Source organism: Nitrospira sp. Vd2 (assembly GCF_979581665.1).
In genome coordinates, this window is sequence record NZ_CEFZSK010000039.1 from 15980 (window position 1) to 33499 (window position 17520).

The 17520-nt window shown below is 62.1% G+C and carries 17 protein-coding genes and 1 pseudogene; 8 read left to right on the plus strand and 10 right to left on the minus strand.

The window, feature by feature from the left end; all coding sequences use genetic code 11:
- Nucleotides 1-16: 16 nt before the first annotated feature.
- Nucleotides 17-910, minus strand: coding sequence for a phosphogluconate dehydrogenase (NAD(+)-dependent, decarboxylating) (gene gnd, locus AC1U7K_RS15715; RefSeq protein ID WP_480252494.1), 894 nt, complete (start codon nt 908-910; stop codon nt 17-19).
- 163 nt (nt 911-1073) lie between these two features.
- Here gnd and AC1U7K_RS15720 point away from each other — a divergent pair, with 163 nt between their 5' ends.
- Nucleotides 1074-1490: a hypothetical protein gene (locus AC1U7K_RS15720; RefSeq protein ID WP_480252495.1), complete on the plus strand. Its 417-nt coding sequence runs from the start codon at nt 1074-1076 to the stop codon at nt 1488-1490.
- 23 nt (nt 1491-1513) lie between these two features.
- On the opposite strand, the gene AC1U7K_RS15725 is transcribed toward AC1U7K_RS15720, so the two are convergent.
- The 3 genes from AC1U7K_RS15725 to AC1U7K_RS15735 all read right to left on the minus strand — a co-directional run bounded on the left by AC1U7K_RS15725 (nt 1514) and on the right by AC1U7K_RS15735 (nt 5289).
- Entirely contained in the window at nt 1514-4171 is a 2658-nt protein-coding gene (locus tag AC1U7K_RS15725; protein ID WP_480252497.1) for a CBS domain-containing protein, read from the minus strand.
- Between the two features lie 66 nt (nt 4172-4237).
- A complete protein-coding gene (locus AC1U7K_RS15730; protein WP_480252498.1) occupies nt 4238-5047 on the minus strand; it encodes a hypothetical protein in 810 nt (269 codons plus the stop codon).
- Complete coding sequence (locus tag AC1U7K_RS15735; RefSeq protein WP_480252500.1) at nt 5044-5289, minus strand: hypothetical protein; 246 nt, start codon at nt 5287-5289, stop codon at nt 5044-5046. The genes AC1U7K_RS15730 and AC1U7K_RS15735 overlap by 4 nt, the downstream gene beginning before the upstream one ends.
- A 209-nt stretch (nt 5290-5498) precedes the next feature.
- Between AC1U7K_RS15735 and AC1U7K_RS15740 the strand changes: the two genes are divergently transcribed.
- From AC1U7K_RS15740 to AC1U7K_RS15755, 4 genes are all read left to right on the plus strand, one after another.
- On the plus strand, nt 5499-6191 hold the full coding sequence (locus AC1U7K_RS15740; protein WP_480252501.1) for a DUF4142 domain-containing protein: 693 nt from the start codon (nt 5499-5501) through the stop codon (nt 6189-6191).
- Between the two features lie 375 nt (nt 6192-6566).
- Nucleotides 6567-7859: an MFS transporter gene (locus AC1U7K_RS15745; protein WP_480252503.1), complete on the plus strand. Its 1293-nt coding sequence runs from the start codon at nt 6567-6569 to the stop codon at nt 7857-7859.
- Between the two features lie 22 nt (nt 7860-7881).
- Complete coding sequence (locus tag AC1U7K_RS15750) at nt 7882-8445, plus strand: hypothetical protein (RefSeq protein WP_480252504.1); 564 nt, start codon at nt 7882-7884, stop codon at nt 8443-8445.
- Nucleotides 8446-8617: 172 nt separating this feature from the next.
- A complete protein-coding gene (locus AC1U7K_RS15755) occupies nt 8618-9343 on the plus strand; it encodes an FKBP-type peptidyl-prolyl cis-trans isomerase (protein WP_480252506.1) in 726 nt (241 codons plus the stop codon).
- Nucleotides 9344-9441: 98 nt separating this feature from the next.
- Here the strand turns inward: AC1U7K_RS15755 and AC1U7K_RS15760 are convergent, their stop codons facing one another.
- Nucleotides 9442-9645, minus strand: a complete 204-nt coding sequence (locus tag AC1U7K_RS15760; protein ID WP_480252508.1) for a hypothetical protein — start codon at nt 9643-9645, stop codon at nt 9442-9444.
- A gap of 388 nt (nt 9646-10033) precedes the next feature.
- Between AC1U7K_RS15760 and AC1U7K_RS15765 the strand changes: the two genes are divergently transcribed.
- Nucleotides 10034-10918, plus strand: coding sequence for a hypothetical protein (locus AC1U7K_RS15765; RefSeq protein WP_480252509.1), 885 nt, complete (start codon nt 10034-10036; stop codon nt 10916-10918).
- Between the two features lie 248 nt (nt 10919-11166).
- Here AC1U7K_RS15765 and AC1U7K_RS15770 read toward each other — a convergent pair whose 3' ends face one another.
- From AC1U7K_RS15770 to AC1U7K_RS15790, 5 genes are all read right to left on the minus strand, one after another.
- Nucleotides 11167-12306, minus strand: coding sequence for an ABC transporter permease (locus AC1U7K_RS15770; protein WP_480252510.1), 1140 nt, complete (start codon nt 12304-12306; stop codon nt 11167-11169).
- Nucleotides 12303-13229, minus strand: a complete 927-nt coding sequence (locus AC1U7K_RS15775) for an ABC transporter ATP-binding protein (RefSeq protein ID WP_480252511.1) — start codon at nt 13227-13229, stop codon at nt 12303-12305. The genes AC1U7K_RS15770 and AC1U7K_RS15775 overlap by 4 nt, the downstream gene beginning before the upstream one ends.
- Entirely contained in the window at nt 13222-14163 is a 942-nt protein-coding gene (locus AC1U7K_RS15780) for an HlyD family secretion protein (protein WP_480252512.1), read from the minus strand. Before AC1U7K_RS15780 ends, AC1U7K_RS15775 begins: the two co-directional genes overlap by 8 nt.
- Nucleotides 14164-14207: 44 nt before the next feature.
- Nucleotides 14208-14768: a TetR/AcrR family transcriptional regulator gene (locus AC1U7K_RS15785; RefSeq protein ID WP_480252513.1), complete on the minus strand. Its 561-nt coding sequence runs from the start codon at nt 14766-14768 to the stop codon at nt 14208-14210.
- Between the two features lie 174 nt (nt 14769-14942).
- Entirely contained in the window at nt 14943-15314 is a 372-nt protein-coding gene (locus tag AC1U7K_RS15790) for a DUF2784 domain-containing protein (RefSeq protein WP_480252769.1), read from the minus strand.
- Between the two features lie 88 nt (nt 15315-15402).
- Between AC1U7K_RS15790 and AC1U7K_RS15795 the strand changes: the two genes are divergently transcribed.
- Both AC1U7K_RS15795 and AC1U7K_RS15800 read left to right on the plus strand, forming a co-directional pair.
- The gene (locus tag AC1U7K_RS15795) at nt 15403-16812 is read left to right on the plus strand and encodes a sensor histidine kinase (RefSeq protein WP_480252514.1); all 1410 of its coding nucleotides are present in this window, start codon (nt 15403-15405) and stop codon (nt 16810-16812) included.
- Nucleotides 16809-17505: pseudogene (locus AC1U7K_RS15800) on the plus strand (response regulator transcription factor). The gene AC1U7K_RS15795 and the pseudogene AC1U7K_RS15800 overlap by 4 nt, the downstream one beginning before the upstream one ends.
- Nucleotides 17506-17520 lie beyond the last annotated feature (15 nt).

The following is a 17520-nucleotide window of genomic DNA, read 5'->3' on the forward strand; positions in this document are numbered from 1 at the left end:
GGCTTCCTCCAGTGGTTTACTGTTTGACCGCGTGGCCGCCGAAGGCATGGCGCAGCGCCGCGAGCATCTTCTCGGCAAATGATTCGGCCTGCCGGGAGCGAAAGCGGGTAAAGAGCGCGGTGGTCAGCGTGGGAACCGGGACATCCTTGTCGATGGCATCCTCGATCATCCACCGGCCTTCTCCGGAGTCCTCTACGTAGCCCTTCAGTTTCTCGAGCCGTGGATCCTGGGCCAGTGCATCGGCGGCGAGTTCGAGCAACCACGAGCGAACGACGCTTCCCTGCAGCCACAGTCGGGCGATCTTCGGCAAATCGAGCCCGTACTCGCTTTTCGCCATCAACTCAAAACCCTCGGCGTAACCCTGCATCAAACTGTACTCGATGCCGTTGTGCACCATCTTTACGTAGTGACCGGCGCCGTGACCACCCATATGCGCCCAGCCGGACGGCGGCGCCAGCGTCTCGAACACCGGGGCGAGCCGCTGCACCACCGCCGCCTCTCCACCGACCATCAAGCAATAGCCGACTTTCAGCCCCCATACGCCGCCGCTCGTGCCAACGTCGATATAGTGGATGCGGTCTTTGGCCAGGTCACCGGCGCGGCGGATGTCATCGTGGTACCGCGTATTGCCACCGTCGATGACGACGTCATCGGCCTGAAGCAAGCGCTTCAGCGAAGCAATGGTTTGTTCGGTCGGCGACCCGGCGGGAACCATGACCCACACGGCACGGGGAGCCGAAAGTTTCTGGACGAGCTCCTCCAGCGACCGGGCGGGGATCGCGCCTTGGTCAGCCGCACGATCGGTGACGGCTGCGGAGCGGTCGAACGCCACCACGCGATGCCCGCCTTGCCGCAGGCGAGTCACCATGTTCATGCCCATTTTGCCTAAGCCGACAAATCCGATTTCCATAGCCGGTCCTTTCCTGGTCAAATACCTCGGGTGGATTCTAGCACAGCGGCGTCGTCGCCGCTGTCGGTCGTGGAGCAGCTGTCGACACGTCCCGCCCGTCACCAACCCAAATAGAGGAATCCCGTGTCTTGACGCGTTCGTCCGTTGGATGCGAGAAGTAATCATGTCTCCAGCGGCAATACTCCACGGGCTGCTCCTTGCCGTTCTGCTCGTCGCCTGCAGTTCACCTCCGCCCATCATCGGGAATCCTGCTCAAGAGGCCGCGAAGCGCGACCTGAATCTCCTCAATGCGCGGGTCATTCATGCCTATCAAGAGCGGGAGGAAGCGCGAAAACGCGTCGAGTTCTTCAAGCGTCAACTCGCGCAGCGCGGTCTGTCAGCAAAAGAGAGGGCCGGTATCCAGGTTGATCTAGAAGAGGCCCAAGCCCGACTGCAAGCAAGCACCGACCACGTCGCCGAGTTGGAAGCCGCATTGGCGGAAGAACATCGTCGTTACCGTGCGGCGTACGGAGACGGTCCACGCGCGGCTGGGATGGAGGCAGTGCCCCGCCCGTCCAGTCCTGTCCGGTCGCGTCAATAGCGAGCGTCCTCCGCACCGGCAAATCAGCGAGGCGCGCCGCGTGGCGAGGTCGCGATGAGACGCTGCACGAGCGTTCGCTCATCGTGCTCCGAGCGAACCTCGCCGTTCAGCCGATCCTTTAACAGCCGGTCGAAAATCGCGCGGTAAATCGGTCCTGGCTTGACGCCGAGAGCCTGAAGGTCGGCCCCGGTGAGATGCGGTTTCACGTGTTGATAGGTCGTGAGGTACGCGGACACGTGGCGCTTCGCGCTTTCAGATGGCGCTTTCGCGATCAGAAACAGCAGCACTTCATCGGGCAGGCCGGAGAGAAGCGTATAGACCTCCGCCGGTTTGGGGCCCGGCTGGGCCGTAAGTCGGCGTAAGATGCCGGCCGAGTCGAAGCGCGCGCGGCGGATTTTTCCGGCGTGCCGTTCTGGTACACGGAGCCGCTTCAGCGTCTCTCGCACGGCATCCGGCGGCAGGGGGTCCATCACTGCCATGAAGTAGACGACCCACGCATCCATCTGGCGATCGAGAAACAGGAGCTTGTACCAATCCAGCGCATCCTCCAGGGCTTTGACCTTCGTCGCGAGATTCACCGCACGTTTCAAGCGTGGATGAATGAAACGAAGCAGGTCCAGTTCGCCGAGGCGGGATACGGCCGCCTGCGGATCGTCCTCGGAGAGCAAGAGAACGAGTTCGGTCAACAGGCGCGAGCCGGAGAGGCGGTGAAAGAGGTCCATTTTTACCGCGCCCTTGATCAAGGACAGCGTTTCTTTGCCCAGCCGAAAGCCGAACCGATGTTCGAAGCGAATCGCGCGGAATACGCGTGTGGGGTCCTCGACGAAACTGAGGCTGTGGAGAACGCGGATCGTCTTGTCCTTGAGGTCGCGCTGACCGCCGTAGAAATCGAGCAGCTGCCCGAACCGCGGCGTATTGAGACAAACCGCCAGGGTGTTGATCGTGAAATCCCGCCGGTACAGGTCTTTCTTGATCGAGCTGCGCTCCACCGTCGGGAGCGCGGTCGGGTATTCGTAGTATTCGGTCCTCGCCGTCGCGACATCGATCTTCCGGCCATTCGGCAACCGGACAACCGCCGTACCAAACCGCTCATGAGTCTTCACCGAGGCGCCGTGTTCCTGCGCCCACTCGCGCGCATAGGCAAGGCCATCGCCTTCGACGACGAAATCGAGGTCCAGATTCGGATGACCCAGCAGTAGGTCGCGGACGAAGCCGCCCACCACGTAGAGGGACACCGACCTCCGTTCGGCGAGCGCGCCCGCGTCTTCCAACAATCGATAGATCTCCGTCGGCAGATGCGTCTTGAGAAGCGATCGCACATTGCGACTCTGCGGCGTGTCCGGGACCTCCTCGTCCTTCGACCGTATGCGGCCTGAGCTGCGGAGATCATGGTGCAGGGCGCGAACGAGATCCGTTCGGGTGATCACGCCCATCACCCGACTGCCATCAAGAATCGGCACGAAGCGCTGATTCCGATCGACCATCTGCGTTTCGATGTCGCGAAAGGGCGTGGTCGGTGTCGCGGTATACACATCGGTCTGCATCACGTCGGCGACAGGCGTCTTGTGGAACTTATGAAAAAGCGCCTTCTGGACCGTCTCGCGCGTGATGATGCCGCGATAGTGGTCGTCCTCGTCGACGACCGGCACGGCATTGACCTGATAGCGCGTCAGCGTCCCCTCAACCTCCTGGACGCTCGCGCCTTGGTCCACGATCTTTGCGGGGCTCGACATCACGTCACGGGCGAGGAGCACCGGCTCGGCCCGCCGCCGCACCCAGTCGACGATCTGCTCGCGCACCTCGATGAGCGTGCGGCCTTTGATCGTCGCGGCCGCCGCGACCGCATGGCCGCCGCCGCCGAACTCGCGGGCCAGCGCCCCGACATCGACGGCATCCCGGCGGCTGCGTCCGATCAGCTCAATTTTCTCTTCCAGCGCAATGGCCGCAATCACGGCATCCAAGCCTTCCATTTCGGCGAGCTTCTGCACCACGTCCGCCAACTCGCCTCGGTAGCGATCGTACGTGCTCGCGGCAATGAGCACTTTACAGCCCTCGAGATAATGGATCTCGCCGTTCTGCAGCAAATCATCGAGGAGCGCAATTTGCTCGCGGTCGAGGGGATGCCGAAGGGTATCGGTCACCATCGTCAGATCGGCGCCGCAGCGGAGCACATGGGCGGCGGCCTCGAGGTCGCGGGGCGTCGTGGACGTGAACGCGAGAAAGCCGGTTTCTTCGTAGAGCCCGAGCGCGAGCACGGTGGCTTCGAACGGCGTGAGGGGAATCCGCTCTCGCTGCAACGCCTCCACGAGCAACGTCGTGGTCGCCCCGACGGATTCGACCACCCGGTGCTCGGCGCGAATCCCCGGCCGGTCCGGCGACTCCTCGCCGTCGGGGTGATGATCATAGATGATCACCCGCACCGCCGGTCGATCAAGCACGCGGCGAAAGGGACCGAGTCGGTCCGGTTCCTGAGCGTCCATCAGAATGAGACGCTCGACCTGGGAGAGATCGACGTCCTTCATCCGTTTGATCCCAAGGTCATGAGTTGCGAGGAAGCGGCGCACCGCCTCCTGTGCGCCGGCGGGGAGTGCGAGGACGGCGCCCGGGTAGAGCTTTCGGCCGGCCACCATGGAAGCCACGCCGTCAAAATCGGCGTTGAGGTGAGTGGTAATCAGGTCCACGGCGGAGGACTCCTTGAGGCATTCTAGCAGGAGGCACGACGTCGCGGCATGCAGCCGTGTCGGAGGTCAATCGACACGGGCGGGGAGCGGGATGTCTTTGAAGATCTCATCAGCCAACTGCCGGCCGAGCGCGAGTCGCTCATCCAGCGACGCGGCGGTCAAGAAACGGTCCATCAATTCGCCGATTGCCGCATCCCGGCTGGACACGAAGCGCAGGACATCCGCCGGGGCGGTCGCCCAATAGCCACGCAACCGAAAAAACGCTTGAACCAGATAGTCGAAAAAGAGGCCCAATAGGTATTGGGCGGTCGCCGGCACGTGGGCGAGATCTTCGGCCTTCCCGAGCCGATGGAAGCATTCGGCCTTCAGCCGGATCTTCTCGTTCATGCTGGCCGGTCGCGGTCCTTGTCGGAAGCGTTGAGCCGCCTTGTCCACCAGCCGGGCACCGACCTGCTCATGGTCGAAGAGCACGCGGCCTTTTCGAAGGAGCGGCGGCAGCCGGGCAGTGAAGGGTAATTCCTGTTCGACCGCCTTGTGGCCGCGGTAGCGAACCTCGATGTGCCGGTCGTCGATGCGGACGATCTCCTCGCCCTCATCCTGCCCTTTGACGAGGGCGATGAAATTCAGATCGCTGTGTGCCGTTAATCCGCGGCGGATGCCGGATCCCACGAGGATGATCGAGACAAGATCCGCCCCACGCCGTCCCCGGATGTAACTCACCGCCGCCGTGACGACTTTCTCGAGACCCGGCGGCGCAATCGGCTCGGGCTGCTCCGGCGGCTCCGGTACTGGAAGGAGTTCGGCGAGCAGTTCCTCACGCTTGGGTCCTAGAGGCGCCGGGTGGCTCGGTCCCGGGTGCTGTGATTCGGTCGTCATCGAGAGTCCATAGGGCGCCCTTGCCAGACCGCGATGATCGTCGGCTCCAAATTTGCCAGCCAACGATCGAACGGTGTGTCGGCATCGACGATGATCTCGAGTTTTCCGTTCGGCAACGTGCGGACAACGCCGGGAGACTCCGAGCCGAGCGGAATTTCGACCCGCTCGCGATTCAGTCCGAGTCGGTCGGTAACTTCCAGTATCTGCGCGATCTGCTGAAACGACACGGCATCACTCATCATTTTGCGCCCGCGCATTCTAGAAAGCAGCGGTCGGCACGTCAATATCATTGAAGATGGCTCAATGGTGCAGACGTCCATGCACGTCTGGGTCGCCGCAGGTGTGGACGTGTCGGTGCTTCAAGGACATACCCTTTCTATCATATCGGCTGAAGAACCCTGCTTCGCGAACGTTAAGCTAAACCAAGCATAGTTAGGAGGAGGCAATTGTCATGAAACGGTATACCGTAGCTCTGCTCGCAGGCGTGACCATGCTGTCCGCGTGTGCTCAGCAGCATCCAACAGCCGAGACGCACCGGGCGTCTGCGCAACGGCAGACGCCGTCCGAGGAGGCGCAGTGGCAACAGCGGGCGGCACAGGCGCGGGCGCAAGCGCAGCAACAGCAAGCCCAAGGGAAGCTCGCCTCGACCGATCAGCAGTTCCTCAATGAAGCGGCACGCGACGGCGCGTTGGAAGTGAAACTCGGGAGCCTCGCAATGGTGCAAGGCACCACGCCGGCTGTGCAACAATTGGGCGATCGACTGATGAAGGATCACACCAAGGCCAATGAGGAATTGCAGAAGTTGGTGGACCAGCAAGGATGGCGCATCCCGTTGGCACCGGCCGACGGGGAGCAGACGATGCGTCAACTGTCCCAACTCTCCGGGCGTGAGTTCGAGCGTGCCTACTTACAGCGGATGGTCGAGGATCACCAGAAGGATCTGGCGGCCTTCGAGCGGGAGGTGGATGAGGGGCAGAATCCCGCCGTCAAGGCGTGGGTGGCTCAGGTCGTTCCACAGCTGCGCGAGCACTTGAATCTGGTGCAGAAAACGGTCCAAGAGTTGTCACAACAGGAGAACGCGGGCGCAGTCCCCACGGCACCGATTCTTCCAAACACCGGAGGCGGAACCGCTTCAGAACGGTGATGGATCGTCGTGCTGCGGTGATCGACTGAAGAGTAGTGAGAAGTCCCGGCTGGAAGAGTTCTTCCGGACACCCGTATAATGGCATGCCTTTTGGCCTGCCACAGGTGTACGGTGACCTCTCGGCTGATATCACTCATCGGGATCGTGGGCGGGCTCGCAGGACTGTTTTGGTTCATCGCCCTCGCCATGACCAAGAAGTCCTCCGAGCCCTCCGAGACGAAACGCGCCGCATGACATTTGCCATCGCGGCGAGTGGCGAATGGTTCGAGAGCTGAAGTACGTTTATTAACTTAGGACAACCCCTCCTCTTGCACGACTGGCAGCACCTCCCTAGAATGCCGTAACTTCCGGCTCGCCGATAGGCGGATTCATCCATTGCCGACGAGAAACCTCAGATGTTTGTGGACAAGCCAGCTCCTGTCGCAAGTTGCCGATGGTGTCACGAAGCTGGCACTCCTGTGGTTCGTCTATTCGGTTACGGGATCCGCGTTTAAGACGACGCTGATCGGCCTCCTCCAAACGATTTCCTCCATCGTCTGTACGCCCTTCATCGGGGTCCTCGTCGATCGACTCCCGAAGAAGGGAATCCTCGTCGTCACCGATCTCCTGCGTGGTGTGTTCCTGGGGTTCGTGCCCTGGCTGGTGCCATCGGATGTACTGACCGTCGATCTCCTCTATGGCCTGGTCTTTCTGTATGGGCTCACCTCCGCCGTCTTCACACCGGCATTGTCGGCGTCCGTCCCGTTCCTCGTGTCCCGAAGGCGTTTCACAGCGGGCAATGCGGTCTTACAGAGCACGACCAGTATCGGGATCATCCTCGGCCCGATCATGAGCGGAATCGGCATTGCAGCGCTGGGCCCCAAAGAGGTGCTGTCGCTCAATACGGTGACCTATGTCGCGTCGGCTCTTCTGCTCCTGCCGATGCAGTTTCAAGACCGTGCGTCGGTACCGGCCGCCCGCAAGCCACGGACAATTGCCGCGCTATTGGAAGCCGCTCGCTTTGTGTTTCGCTCCTCGCCGACGATCGTTCGATTGATCATCATCGCCGCCCTCTATACGTTCGCCACCGCGGCGTTGACGACATTGCTGCCTGTGTTCGGAAAAAGCCTCTTTCAATTCGGCCCGGTGGAAGTGGGATATTTCTGGTCGTCGCTCGGCGTCGGCTTTCTCGTCGTCTCCATCGGGCTGCTCCGCGTTTCTACCTGGACCCTTCGTGCGCGCGTCTATCTGGTTGCAGGTTCCAGTGCAGTCGCCGGCGTGGCGCTGCTCACCCTCTTGTCGACGATGAACCTGGCGGTCGCGCTCGCGCTGATGGCCATCGTGGGCGCGGGAATAGGGACCTTGACGCCCGTGGCGTGGGGCATCCTTCAGGAACTCTCGCCGCTGCCGATGCTGGGGCGAGTCATGGGACTGTACACGGCCGTCGCGATGACAACATCCTTGGCCGGTATCTGGGGATTTGGATGGCTCGTCCAAGAATGGGGACCGGCGATCGGCCTGATGGGAATCGCGACCATTCTGTTGAGTGTCGCGGGGACGAGCGTCCTGTTCGCCGGCGCGATGACGGGCGTGACACAGGTCATCTTCATGGAGCGCGTCCGCTCGGGGTTGGCCGATGACCGCGAGCCAGCGGCGCTCGCGCTCGTCTCCCGGAGCCGTACTCGGTAGGGATGGAAAGGAGTGGCAGGAGATGGCGGCGATGATGGAGCGAGCAGCCCTTCAACGAAAAGGCATGGTACGGCTGATTCCCGTCTTTGTGTTGATCGCAGCGCTTGGTCTGGTTGATCTGCTGGTGCCCGCGCTCTCCATCGACCCGATGCTGTACGTCGCACCGATTGCCTGGATCGCGCTCTGGTCGGAGCGGTCCGAAGGCGTCTTCGTCCTGCTCGCCGGATGCGTGTGTTGTGGTTTGATCATTGCCGCCGGATTGCGTGATGGGCTCATCCTCTCACCCGAGCTGGCGCACCGCGCCGTGGCCGTCTGTATCCTGTGGGTCATCGTCGCGATGTCACTCGCGAGAAAACGTGTCGAGGAGGAAGTCAAAGTGCTCAAGGGCCTGCTGCCGATCTGCGCGTACTGCAAAAAGATCCGTGACGACCAAGGATACTGGAAGCAATTGGAAATCTACATCGCTGCGCACTTGCAGGCCGATTTCAGCCATGGCCTCTGCCCGGAATGCGGCCCAGCCCACTACCCCGATATTCTCGGCACGCAAGTTCCGAGCTTCTCGCCCGTGCGCCGATCGGCGCCCTAACGCCCCTCAAGCAACCAGACTCCTCGCCACGTCACTACGTAGACCGTCGTCTCGCTTCCTCGTTCAAGTTCGTCCACGGGAACCCGCGCATGCGGCGGACATACTGCAGGCCCACCCCGGGGCGGATAATGAAAGAACCTGACATCACGATCACCCAAGCCAGGAGGGCGACATGAGATACCAACGCATCTGGCTACCGCTATCACTGTTGATGATGCTGTGCGTACCCGGTCTCACGTTCGGTGCGGAGTCGTCCGAGCGGATCGGCCCAGGAGACCGCGTGATCATCTCGTATACCTTGTCAGTGCCGGACAGCGAGTTCATCATGCGGGACAATGTCAGCGAATACACTCCCGGGCAAGGCCAGCTCCTTCCACGGCTGGAAGACGCGCTGATGGGCATGAGAGCGGGAGAGCAGAAGCATGTCGAGCTGAGGCCGGACGAAAGTTTCGGGCGTTACGAGGAAGGCAAGCGGATCACGATCGCGCGGGACCGATTGCCGGACGACGCCAAGGTCGGGGACGTGTACCAGACGCCCCATGGGCAACCGTTCATCGTGAAACGGTTAGCGAACGACGCCGCCGTGGTCGACTTCAATCATCCGCTGGCTGGAAAGGACGTGGTCTTCAACGTGACCATCTTGAACGTCATGCACCCGGGCATGGCATCGAGGTCGGGACAAGAGGAGCCGACGATCATGACGTTCAACGGGGCGACGGTGGAGAAAGTGGACCCGGACAGCCAACAAATTCGCGTTCGAACTCAGGAAGGGGACAATTGGCTGCTCAACGTGACGCGGGACGATCTGCTCAAGGGCGTGAATGCGGGTGACCGCGTGAGCTTGGAGCTGAACGGCGAGAATCGCGTCAAGAATCTGATCAAGCAGGAGTCCAGATAAGCCGCCTGAACGGGGTGGCCGGCGGAGCGGGACCGAGGGTGTCGTGTGTCGAAACGGAAGACGATCGGAAGAGTCGGACGTCGTCGAGTCGGCAGCGGTCACGACACCGGGGTTCGGTACCGCGCGGTCACCCGCTTGACTCCGTCCCCGAGGGTTTCGCCGGGTTTCAACATAAACGAAGATCGTGTGCCGAGGGCGTCTTCGAAGAGGGCGAAATCGCCGTGGTCCGTTTGCCACACTCCGCAAAATCGGAGACCGTGTAGCCGGTTGACCTCGTCGTTCAGTGTCACATCGTTGCTCATGTATCCCTCCATGTACCACCCAAAGGCCGTAAGCTCTAGGATGACATGAAGTGTACACCTTTGCTGACGAAAGTCGAGGGGAACAGTGGCTCTAGACAAAGTACGTGGCTCGGGAGGACGGGTGGGCTTGTTGGATCCCGGCTCCCTACCATTCCGTTCGTTGCGCTCCTCGAACGACACTTCGGTGCGCGTTCGCACATTGGGGACCTAAGCGGTTCCCGTAGCGGGCCATTATTTCGCCGACGGGATCAGTGCTGAAGGCTTGCGGTGGAGCGGCAGATCCTACCAGGCACGCGACGGTGGAGCCTTGGACGGCCGTGTCGTTGGAACAACTACGAGGAGAATACACTTGCCGAGGCGAACGTGAATAGGTATAACAAATGCGCTCATGAGGACCCCTTCTCTTCTCCTTCTCCTCTTCACTTTCGTCAGCGTCATGCTTGGCTGCGCCGGACACAGGCATGATGCCCGGGTTGCCCTTCAGCCTGGCGTCGCGACCTTCATTGCTGAGGAGTATCAATTCGAGGGACCGAACATCGTGCCGGAAGGCCGCACGGTGATCCAGGTGCGGAACCACGGTCATGAGGCACATCACATTCAGCTCTTGAAACTCGAGAAGGGGAAAACCGCCGACGAGTTGGTCGAGGCGCTTCGGCACCGCGTCGTGCACATCCCGTCATGGGCCAAGCAAGTGGGTGGGCCCAACGGCATCAGTCCGGGTCAAGATGCCGAAGCGATCGTCGACCTCCAGCCGGGCTCCTACGTTCTCGTGTGTGTGATTCCGTCACGAGATGGCACCCCGCATGTCGCACTCGGCATGCATCAGGAGTTGCAAGTGATCGAAGGAGGCCTCTCTGCACCTCATTATGACTACCATCTCGCCCTGCGAGACTTCTCCTTTGCGGTCCCAGAGCAAATTCACTCCGGCCGACGAACCTTCCGGGTCTTCAATCGCGGCACGCAGGCGCATGAGGTGACGCTGGTGAAGCTCGCTCCGGCGGCCACAGTCCCCGATGTCGTCGCGTCACTGACGCCCGGTGCGACAGACCCGTTGCCCGGAACCCTGATGGGCGGACTCTCGGGTCTCGAGCCGGGGACGGAGGGATTTTTTACCGCGACGCTGACGCCGGGCCGGTATGCCTTCCTCTGTCTTTTTCCCAACCCGGGTGGCGAGACGTCCCACGTGAATCGCGGCATGGTCTTGACCTTCAGCGTCGAGGGCTCGAAAGACATCCCTGCCGTCCGTCCCGTCAGTCTGCCCGTTCCGGAATAGCCTCGACCGATTATCCGCTCAGCGACGGGGACGCCCCCGAGGATCGCCTCGGTCGCGGGACTGCGTCCGGCGGCCGCGTGCGCGTTTACGACGAGCCCGATAACGCTCGCACGGACATTCGCGACAATGTCCGCGGGTTCCCGCGACGACCGCATGCTGCCGTTTGTTGTGTCCGCAGATGCAGACTCGTTCGGCTTTGGTCCGCGCGCTCATCTCACGCGCCGCGGTTGGTGTCGCCCGTCCATCCGTCAGTCCAGCGTTTGGCGGTAGCGGGTGACGGCAATGATCAGCGCCACCGCGGTGAAGAGCGCGATTTGCCAGAGTTGGAGTACCACCTCGTTCGGGCCGTTGCCCTTCAGCAAGATCCCACGAACGATACGCAGAAAATGGGTCAGCGGGAAGACTTCGCCCAGCCCCTGCGCCCATGTCGGCATGCCGCGAAACGGAAACATGAACCCGGAGAGCAGCAGCGATGGGAGGAAGAAGAAGAACGACATCTGCATGGCCTGCAACTGATTCTGCGCCACCGTGGAAAAGGTGATGCCGACGGCCAGATTGGCGGCGATGAACACCAGCGACACCACGAGCAGAAGGAGCACGCTGCCGGCCATCGGCACGTGAAAGAGGAATCGCGATGCCACGAGAATGAGGCCGACTTGGACGTAGCCGACGAGGATGTAAGGAACGATCTTACCGAGCAAGACTTCAAGTGGACGTGTGGGCATGGACAGCAAGGTTTCCATCGTGCCGCGTTCCCGCTCGCGCGTCATGACCAAGCCCGTGATAATCACCATCGTCATCGTGAGGACGACGCCCATGAGGCCGGGCACGATGTTGTACTGCGTGATCGCCTCGGGGTTGTACCGCGCGTGAATCCGCACATCGATGGGCGGGGTCGCCCCGGTGAGGTACGCGAGCGGGCCTTTGAGGTCGTGCTGGAGCGCCGTGCTGATGGCCATGGTCAGCGAACCCAGCGCGTTACTCGTCGCCGCAGGATCCGTCGCATCGGCCTCGACGAGGATCGCGGGTCGGTCGCCGCGTAACAAGTCCCGGCTGAAGTTCTCGGGAATGTTCACCACGAACTGGACGTCCCCCCGCGCGAGCACGGCATGGCCCTCCGCTTCAGTGTCCACCTGGCGCACGAAGTCGAAGTAACTGCTGTTCCGGATGGCGGAGAGCACGGTGCGGCCCTGCGGGCCGTGGTCGGCCAGGAGGACGGCGGTCGGAAGGTGCTTGGGATCGGAATTGATCGCGAAGCCGAACAGCGTGAGCTGGATGAGTGGGATGCCGATCATCATCCCGAACGTCAGACGATCCCGGCGCATCTGAACGAACTCCTTGACGACGATGGCCCAGAACCGCCCAAACGAAAAACCAGAGCGCGTCACGTTGGCACCGCCTGCTGAGGGTGCTCCATCAAACGGATGAACACGTCTTCCAAGCTCGAGTCGATCGGACGCCAGTGATAGGGCTCGCGGCGGAACGGCGCGATCGCCCGTTGGAGCGCCTCGGGATCGTCACCGCTGACGTGCAAGACGTTCCCGAACGGCACCGCTTGGCCCACGCCCGGCTGGCGGCGCAACTGCTGAGCCAGGTCAAGCAACTGCGATCCCGAAACAGCCCACGTGGATAGATTGGCCTGCGCAATGACCTCGGCGACGGTGCCGTGAGCCAGCAACCGACCGTTGGAGATAAAGGCGAGCCGGTGGCACCGTTCCGCTTCGTCCATATAGTGAGTCGTGATGAGGAAGGTGAGGCCTTCCGCGGCCAACTCATGAATCTCTTCCCAAAATTCGCGTCGAGCCTTCGGGTCGACGCCGGCCGTCGGTTCATCGAGCAACAACAGCTTCGGGCGATGGATCAGGCAGGCGGCGAGCGCCAGCCGTTGTTTCCACCCGCCGGAGAGCTGCGCGGCCAATTGGTCGCGACGATCGACCAGTCCCAGCCGCTCCAAGCTTTGCCACACGGCCTCACGCCTCTGGGGCATCGAGTACATGCGCGCGACGAAGTCGAGGTTTTCGGCGATCGTCAGATCTTCATAGAAACTGAAGCGCTGCGTCATGTATCCGACCTGTCGCTTGATGACCTCACTCTCTCGGATCACATCGTGCCCGAGACACGTGCCGCGCCCCTCATCGGCGCGAAGCAGCCCGCACAGCATGCGCAGAAAGGTCGTCTTGCCGCTTCCGTTCGGTCCGAGAAATCCGCACACTTCGCCGGTCTGCACCAGAAGGTCGACATGGTCGACGGCGAGGCGGTTCCCGAAGCGCTTGGTCATGTCCTGAACGTCGATGGCGACCGGGCTAGTCATGATTGCTCCCAAACTGCACGTCGACGGGCTGACCGGGGTGGAGCGTCGCAGCGACGGCCGGATCCACTGCCGCCTCGATCATGAAGACGAGCTTCGCACGGCTCTCCTGACTGTAGATCACCGGGGGCGTGTATTCGGCACGCGGCGAAATGTAGTTGACGCGCGCCTCGAGGGGTTGCGGCACGCCGTCGACCAGAACCGCCACTCGGTCGCCGGGATGGATCGTCGCGACCTTGGCCTCGGATACAAATGCCCGAACCTTGATGTTCTGCGGCGGAAGCAGGGCGACCACGGGCCGACCGCCCGGCACCCACTCTCCCTCACGATACAACGTATCGTACACGAGGCCCGCTTGTGAGGCCGTCTGCCGTTTTTGCGACAGCTCCCACTCTGCCTTTGCGAGGGCGGCCTCTTGCGCGCGGACGGTGGCTTCTGCCGCCGCGATCTGATCGGTGCGCGAGCCGAGGCGGGCCGTTTTCAGCTCGGCTTCGAGTTGGGCGACGCGTTGGCGATTTTCGTCGCGAAGGAAACGGGCGCGGTCGTAGTCCTGCTCCGGCGTGGCGCCCGGCTCTTTGATCAAATTCGCCTGTCGCTCGAAGTCTCGTTCGGACAGGGCGAGCGCGGCGCGTGCCTGCCGCAGTTGCGCCTCGATCGATTCGAGCTCTGTTGGGCGCTTGCCCTTCTTCACGTCTTTCAACGTTGCGCGGGCTTGGGCGAGCCGGCGCTCGGCTTCGTCTCGTGCGGCTTGTTCGGGCGTGCTGTCCAAGATGAAGAGCAGGTCCCCGGTTTTCACCTGACTCCCGCGGGACACCAGGAGCGAAGTCAACGTCCCGGGCAAGGGCGACGCGACATAGACGAACTCGCCTTCAACATAGCCTTGGGCGCGGTTGGGGTCGGCTTTGGCGCAGCCACTGACGAGCACCAGGACTCCCATCAGGGCAGCCAGCGATAGGCCAAAGGAGGCAGACGTTCGAGGTGTCACGGCGTCCGCCCTCGCCGAGTCATGACACCGTCGAGCATGATGGTGATGATGGCCGAGAAGCCCGTTTTTGGCGTAATGCCGAGCTCGGCCATCTTGGGCGGATTCAAGACGCCGCTGACGGCGGCGAGAAGGATTTCGACCACGAGGGTGACCGGGAGATCACGCCGCATCAGGCCGGCTCGCCGTGCCCGCTGGAACACATGGCCGAAATACCGCTGCAAGATCACCCGGCGGCGACGTTCGACGATGGCAAACAGGTCCGGCGCTTCGCGTTGAATATCACGCACGAAGGGAGGCTGGATCTCCTCCGTGTGTCGCTGGACGCACGCGAGAAGTTGATGGATCGTCGTCGGGACGGCGGCTCCGTTTCGCGTAATCTGTCGGAGGTCCCGCTCGATGTCGGCAAACTTGTCCCGCAGCACGGCCTTGAGAAGAGCCTCCTTGCTTGGAAAGCACCCATACAATGTCTTCTTACTCATGCCGAGAGCGGCGGCCAGGTCGTCCATCGTGACGCCCCGAAAACCATGCGTGAGGAACTGGCGTCGCGCGGCAAGCACGATGCGCCGGCGCGTCGTCGCACGGCTTGACGATGACGGCTCGACTCGCAAGTGTTGAGAGGCACGGTGCATAGCGAAGAGGGAACGATAGAAACTCTAATAGTATTATCAGTTTCCTGAGGATAAAACGCAAGAGGGGCTGCCGACCGCACCGCCGGCTACGGTCGAACCGGACTAAGGTCGCGGCCCGTAGTGGCGCCTGACTAGACGCCAGTAGATGGCGAGGTTCACTGCGAGCACGGCCGTGCCGAGGACGATCTGCACCTCCCGCGTCAGTGCCGAGGGATAGAGGATGGACAAGAGATAATGCGTGATGAAATCCTCGTCATAATTCGCCGCCTCTCCGCGCTGGCGAAGGAAATGTTCGAGCGGCGTGAGGGGGCACACCCAACCGGCGAATTCGACCACCGCGCCCCATGCCGCGGCCGGGAGATGGAGGCAGGCCAGGCGCGGCGTTCGCCGGACGAGGAACCCGTCGCCCACAACGAACAGAACAAACGCCAGATGGAGTAGGAGAACGCCATCCGCGGCGAGGCGATAGACCATCACACGGTCTCAGCATCGTTCAGGTTCGGAGCGGTTGGTCTGAGGATCGGGTATAATCACGCAGCGTTTTCTTCGTCATCCCGCGCTCATGCCATCCCGCTATCGCGGCATACGCTGGTACATCGTCGCGCTGGCCGGCGTGTTGCTCGTCGGGCTCATCGGCAGTCTCTATCAGATATTTCAGCTCATTCACAATCGGCAGGCCGATGCCGTCATCATCGACCTCGCGGGACGGCAACGCATGCTGGCCGAGCGCCACCTCCAAGAACTCTTGTTGGCCTCCCAAGGCGTGCAGGCCGACCATAGCGGAACAGGACAGCTGCTGCTCGAGCGCGTGGACGTGCTCCTCAACGGCGGGCATACGATGGGAGACATTGGGCAGCCGACCACTCTCACGATTCCCGCCGCTCAAACTGATGCCATCCGCCGCGAGTTCTTAGAGGAACGCAGTCTGCTGGTCGCGCTCCTTGACAAGGCGCATCTATTTCTACAACTGGCGCCGAACACGCCCGAATACCTATTGGCTCGGGACGACCTTCTGCGGATGAACCAGGCGTTGGTCGTCGCCGCCAATGAAGCGGTCGTGACGATGACCGAGCATTCGGAGTCGAAGATTCAGGCGATCATCCAGTGGACGGCCGGGTTCATCATCGTGGCGGCTGTCTTGGGATTGGGGCTTGCCGGATTGCTCTGGCGAACCAACCAGGAGCTCAACAAGGAGACCACGGAGCGGCAGCATGCGCAGCAGCGGGCGTTGGAGGCCCTCCAGCAGAGCGATTCGCTGAAGACCGCGCTGCTGTCTTCTGTCTCCCACGAGCTTCGGACGCCGCTTACGGCCATCCAGAGCTTGATTACGGGAGTCGAAGACGCGACCGGCGACGTTCGGCGCGAGCTGATCGAGGGAGTCCGCGAGGAAGTGCGCTACTTGCACCGCTTGGTGGAAAACTTGCTCGACATGTCGAGATTGGAGGCCGGGGTGCTGTGCCCACATTGCGATTGGCATGTCGTCGAGGAGTTGATGGAAGGGGCGATCAGGCGTGTCGGGCCGGCGATCGAGCAGCGCGAATTGCTCGTTGAGTTGGACGACGGCCTGCCGCCTCTCTACGTCGATGGAACCGAGATCCAACTCGTCCTCGTCAATCTCCTCGACAACGCCGTGAAATTTTCTCCCGCCGGTTCGCTCATCACCCTTCGGGCAAGCGCGAATCCCGGCACGATCGTCGTCTCGGTCTCGAATCGCGGCGTCGCCATTGCGGATGACGACGTGGCGCGGATCTTTGACCGATTCTATCGCACGGAATCAGCTGTGCGGAGCGGTGTGCCGGGGACAGGACTGGGCTTGGCGATCTGCAAGGCGATCATTGAAGTCCACGGCGGGCACATCACCGCCCGGTCCTCTGACGGTGAAACGACCGTGCAATTCGAGCTGCCTCTGGTGCCGGAGCCCGCCGGCGCCGGACTTCCGAGTCACCGTGAGGCCCAATCAGGTCGACCATGAGCGCCGGCGCACGAATCCTTGTCGTCGATGATGAGCGGCACATCAGACGTTCGCTGCAAGTAAGCCTTGAGAGTCGTGGCTACGCGGTGGTGACGGCGACGAACGGGGAAGAGGCACTTGCGCTCTTTGCCGCGCGCCCGGCGGATCTCGCGGTCGTCGATCTCGTCATGCCGGTCATGGACGGCCTCGAGGTGACGCGGGCTCTGCGTGAACGGTCCAGCGTGCCGATCATCGTCCTGTCGGCGGTCGGTGAGGAAGCGCAAAAGGTTCAAGCCCTCGAGCAAGGCGCGGACGATTATGTGACGAAACCGTTCGGCACCGAAGAATTGCTCGCCCGCATCCGCGCCTTGTTGCGCCGCGCGGCGGGTGCCCAGAGTGCGGAGCCGATCTATCGGGCCGGGCCGCTCACGGTCCGTTTCGATCGCCGCGAAGTGCGCCTCCACGGCGAACTCGTGCCTCTCACCCCCACGGAATAATGATTTGCTGAAATATCTGATCGAGCACGCGGGAAAGGTCGTCACCCATCGCATGCTGCTGCAAGCCGTCTGGGGACCCGGGTACGTTGAACAGACGCAATATCTGCGGGTCTTCGTCGGTCACTTGCGAAGAAAACTCGAGCCGGATGCCACGCGGCCACGCTTTATCCTGACCGATCCCGGAGTCGGCTATCGCTTTCAAGCGGAGCCGGACTAGCTCCCTTCCCCCGCT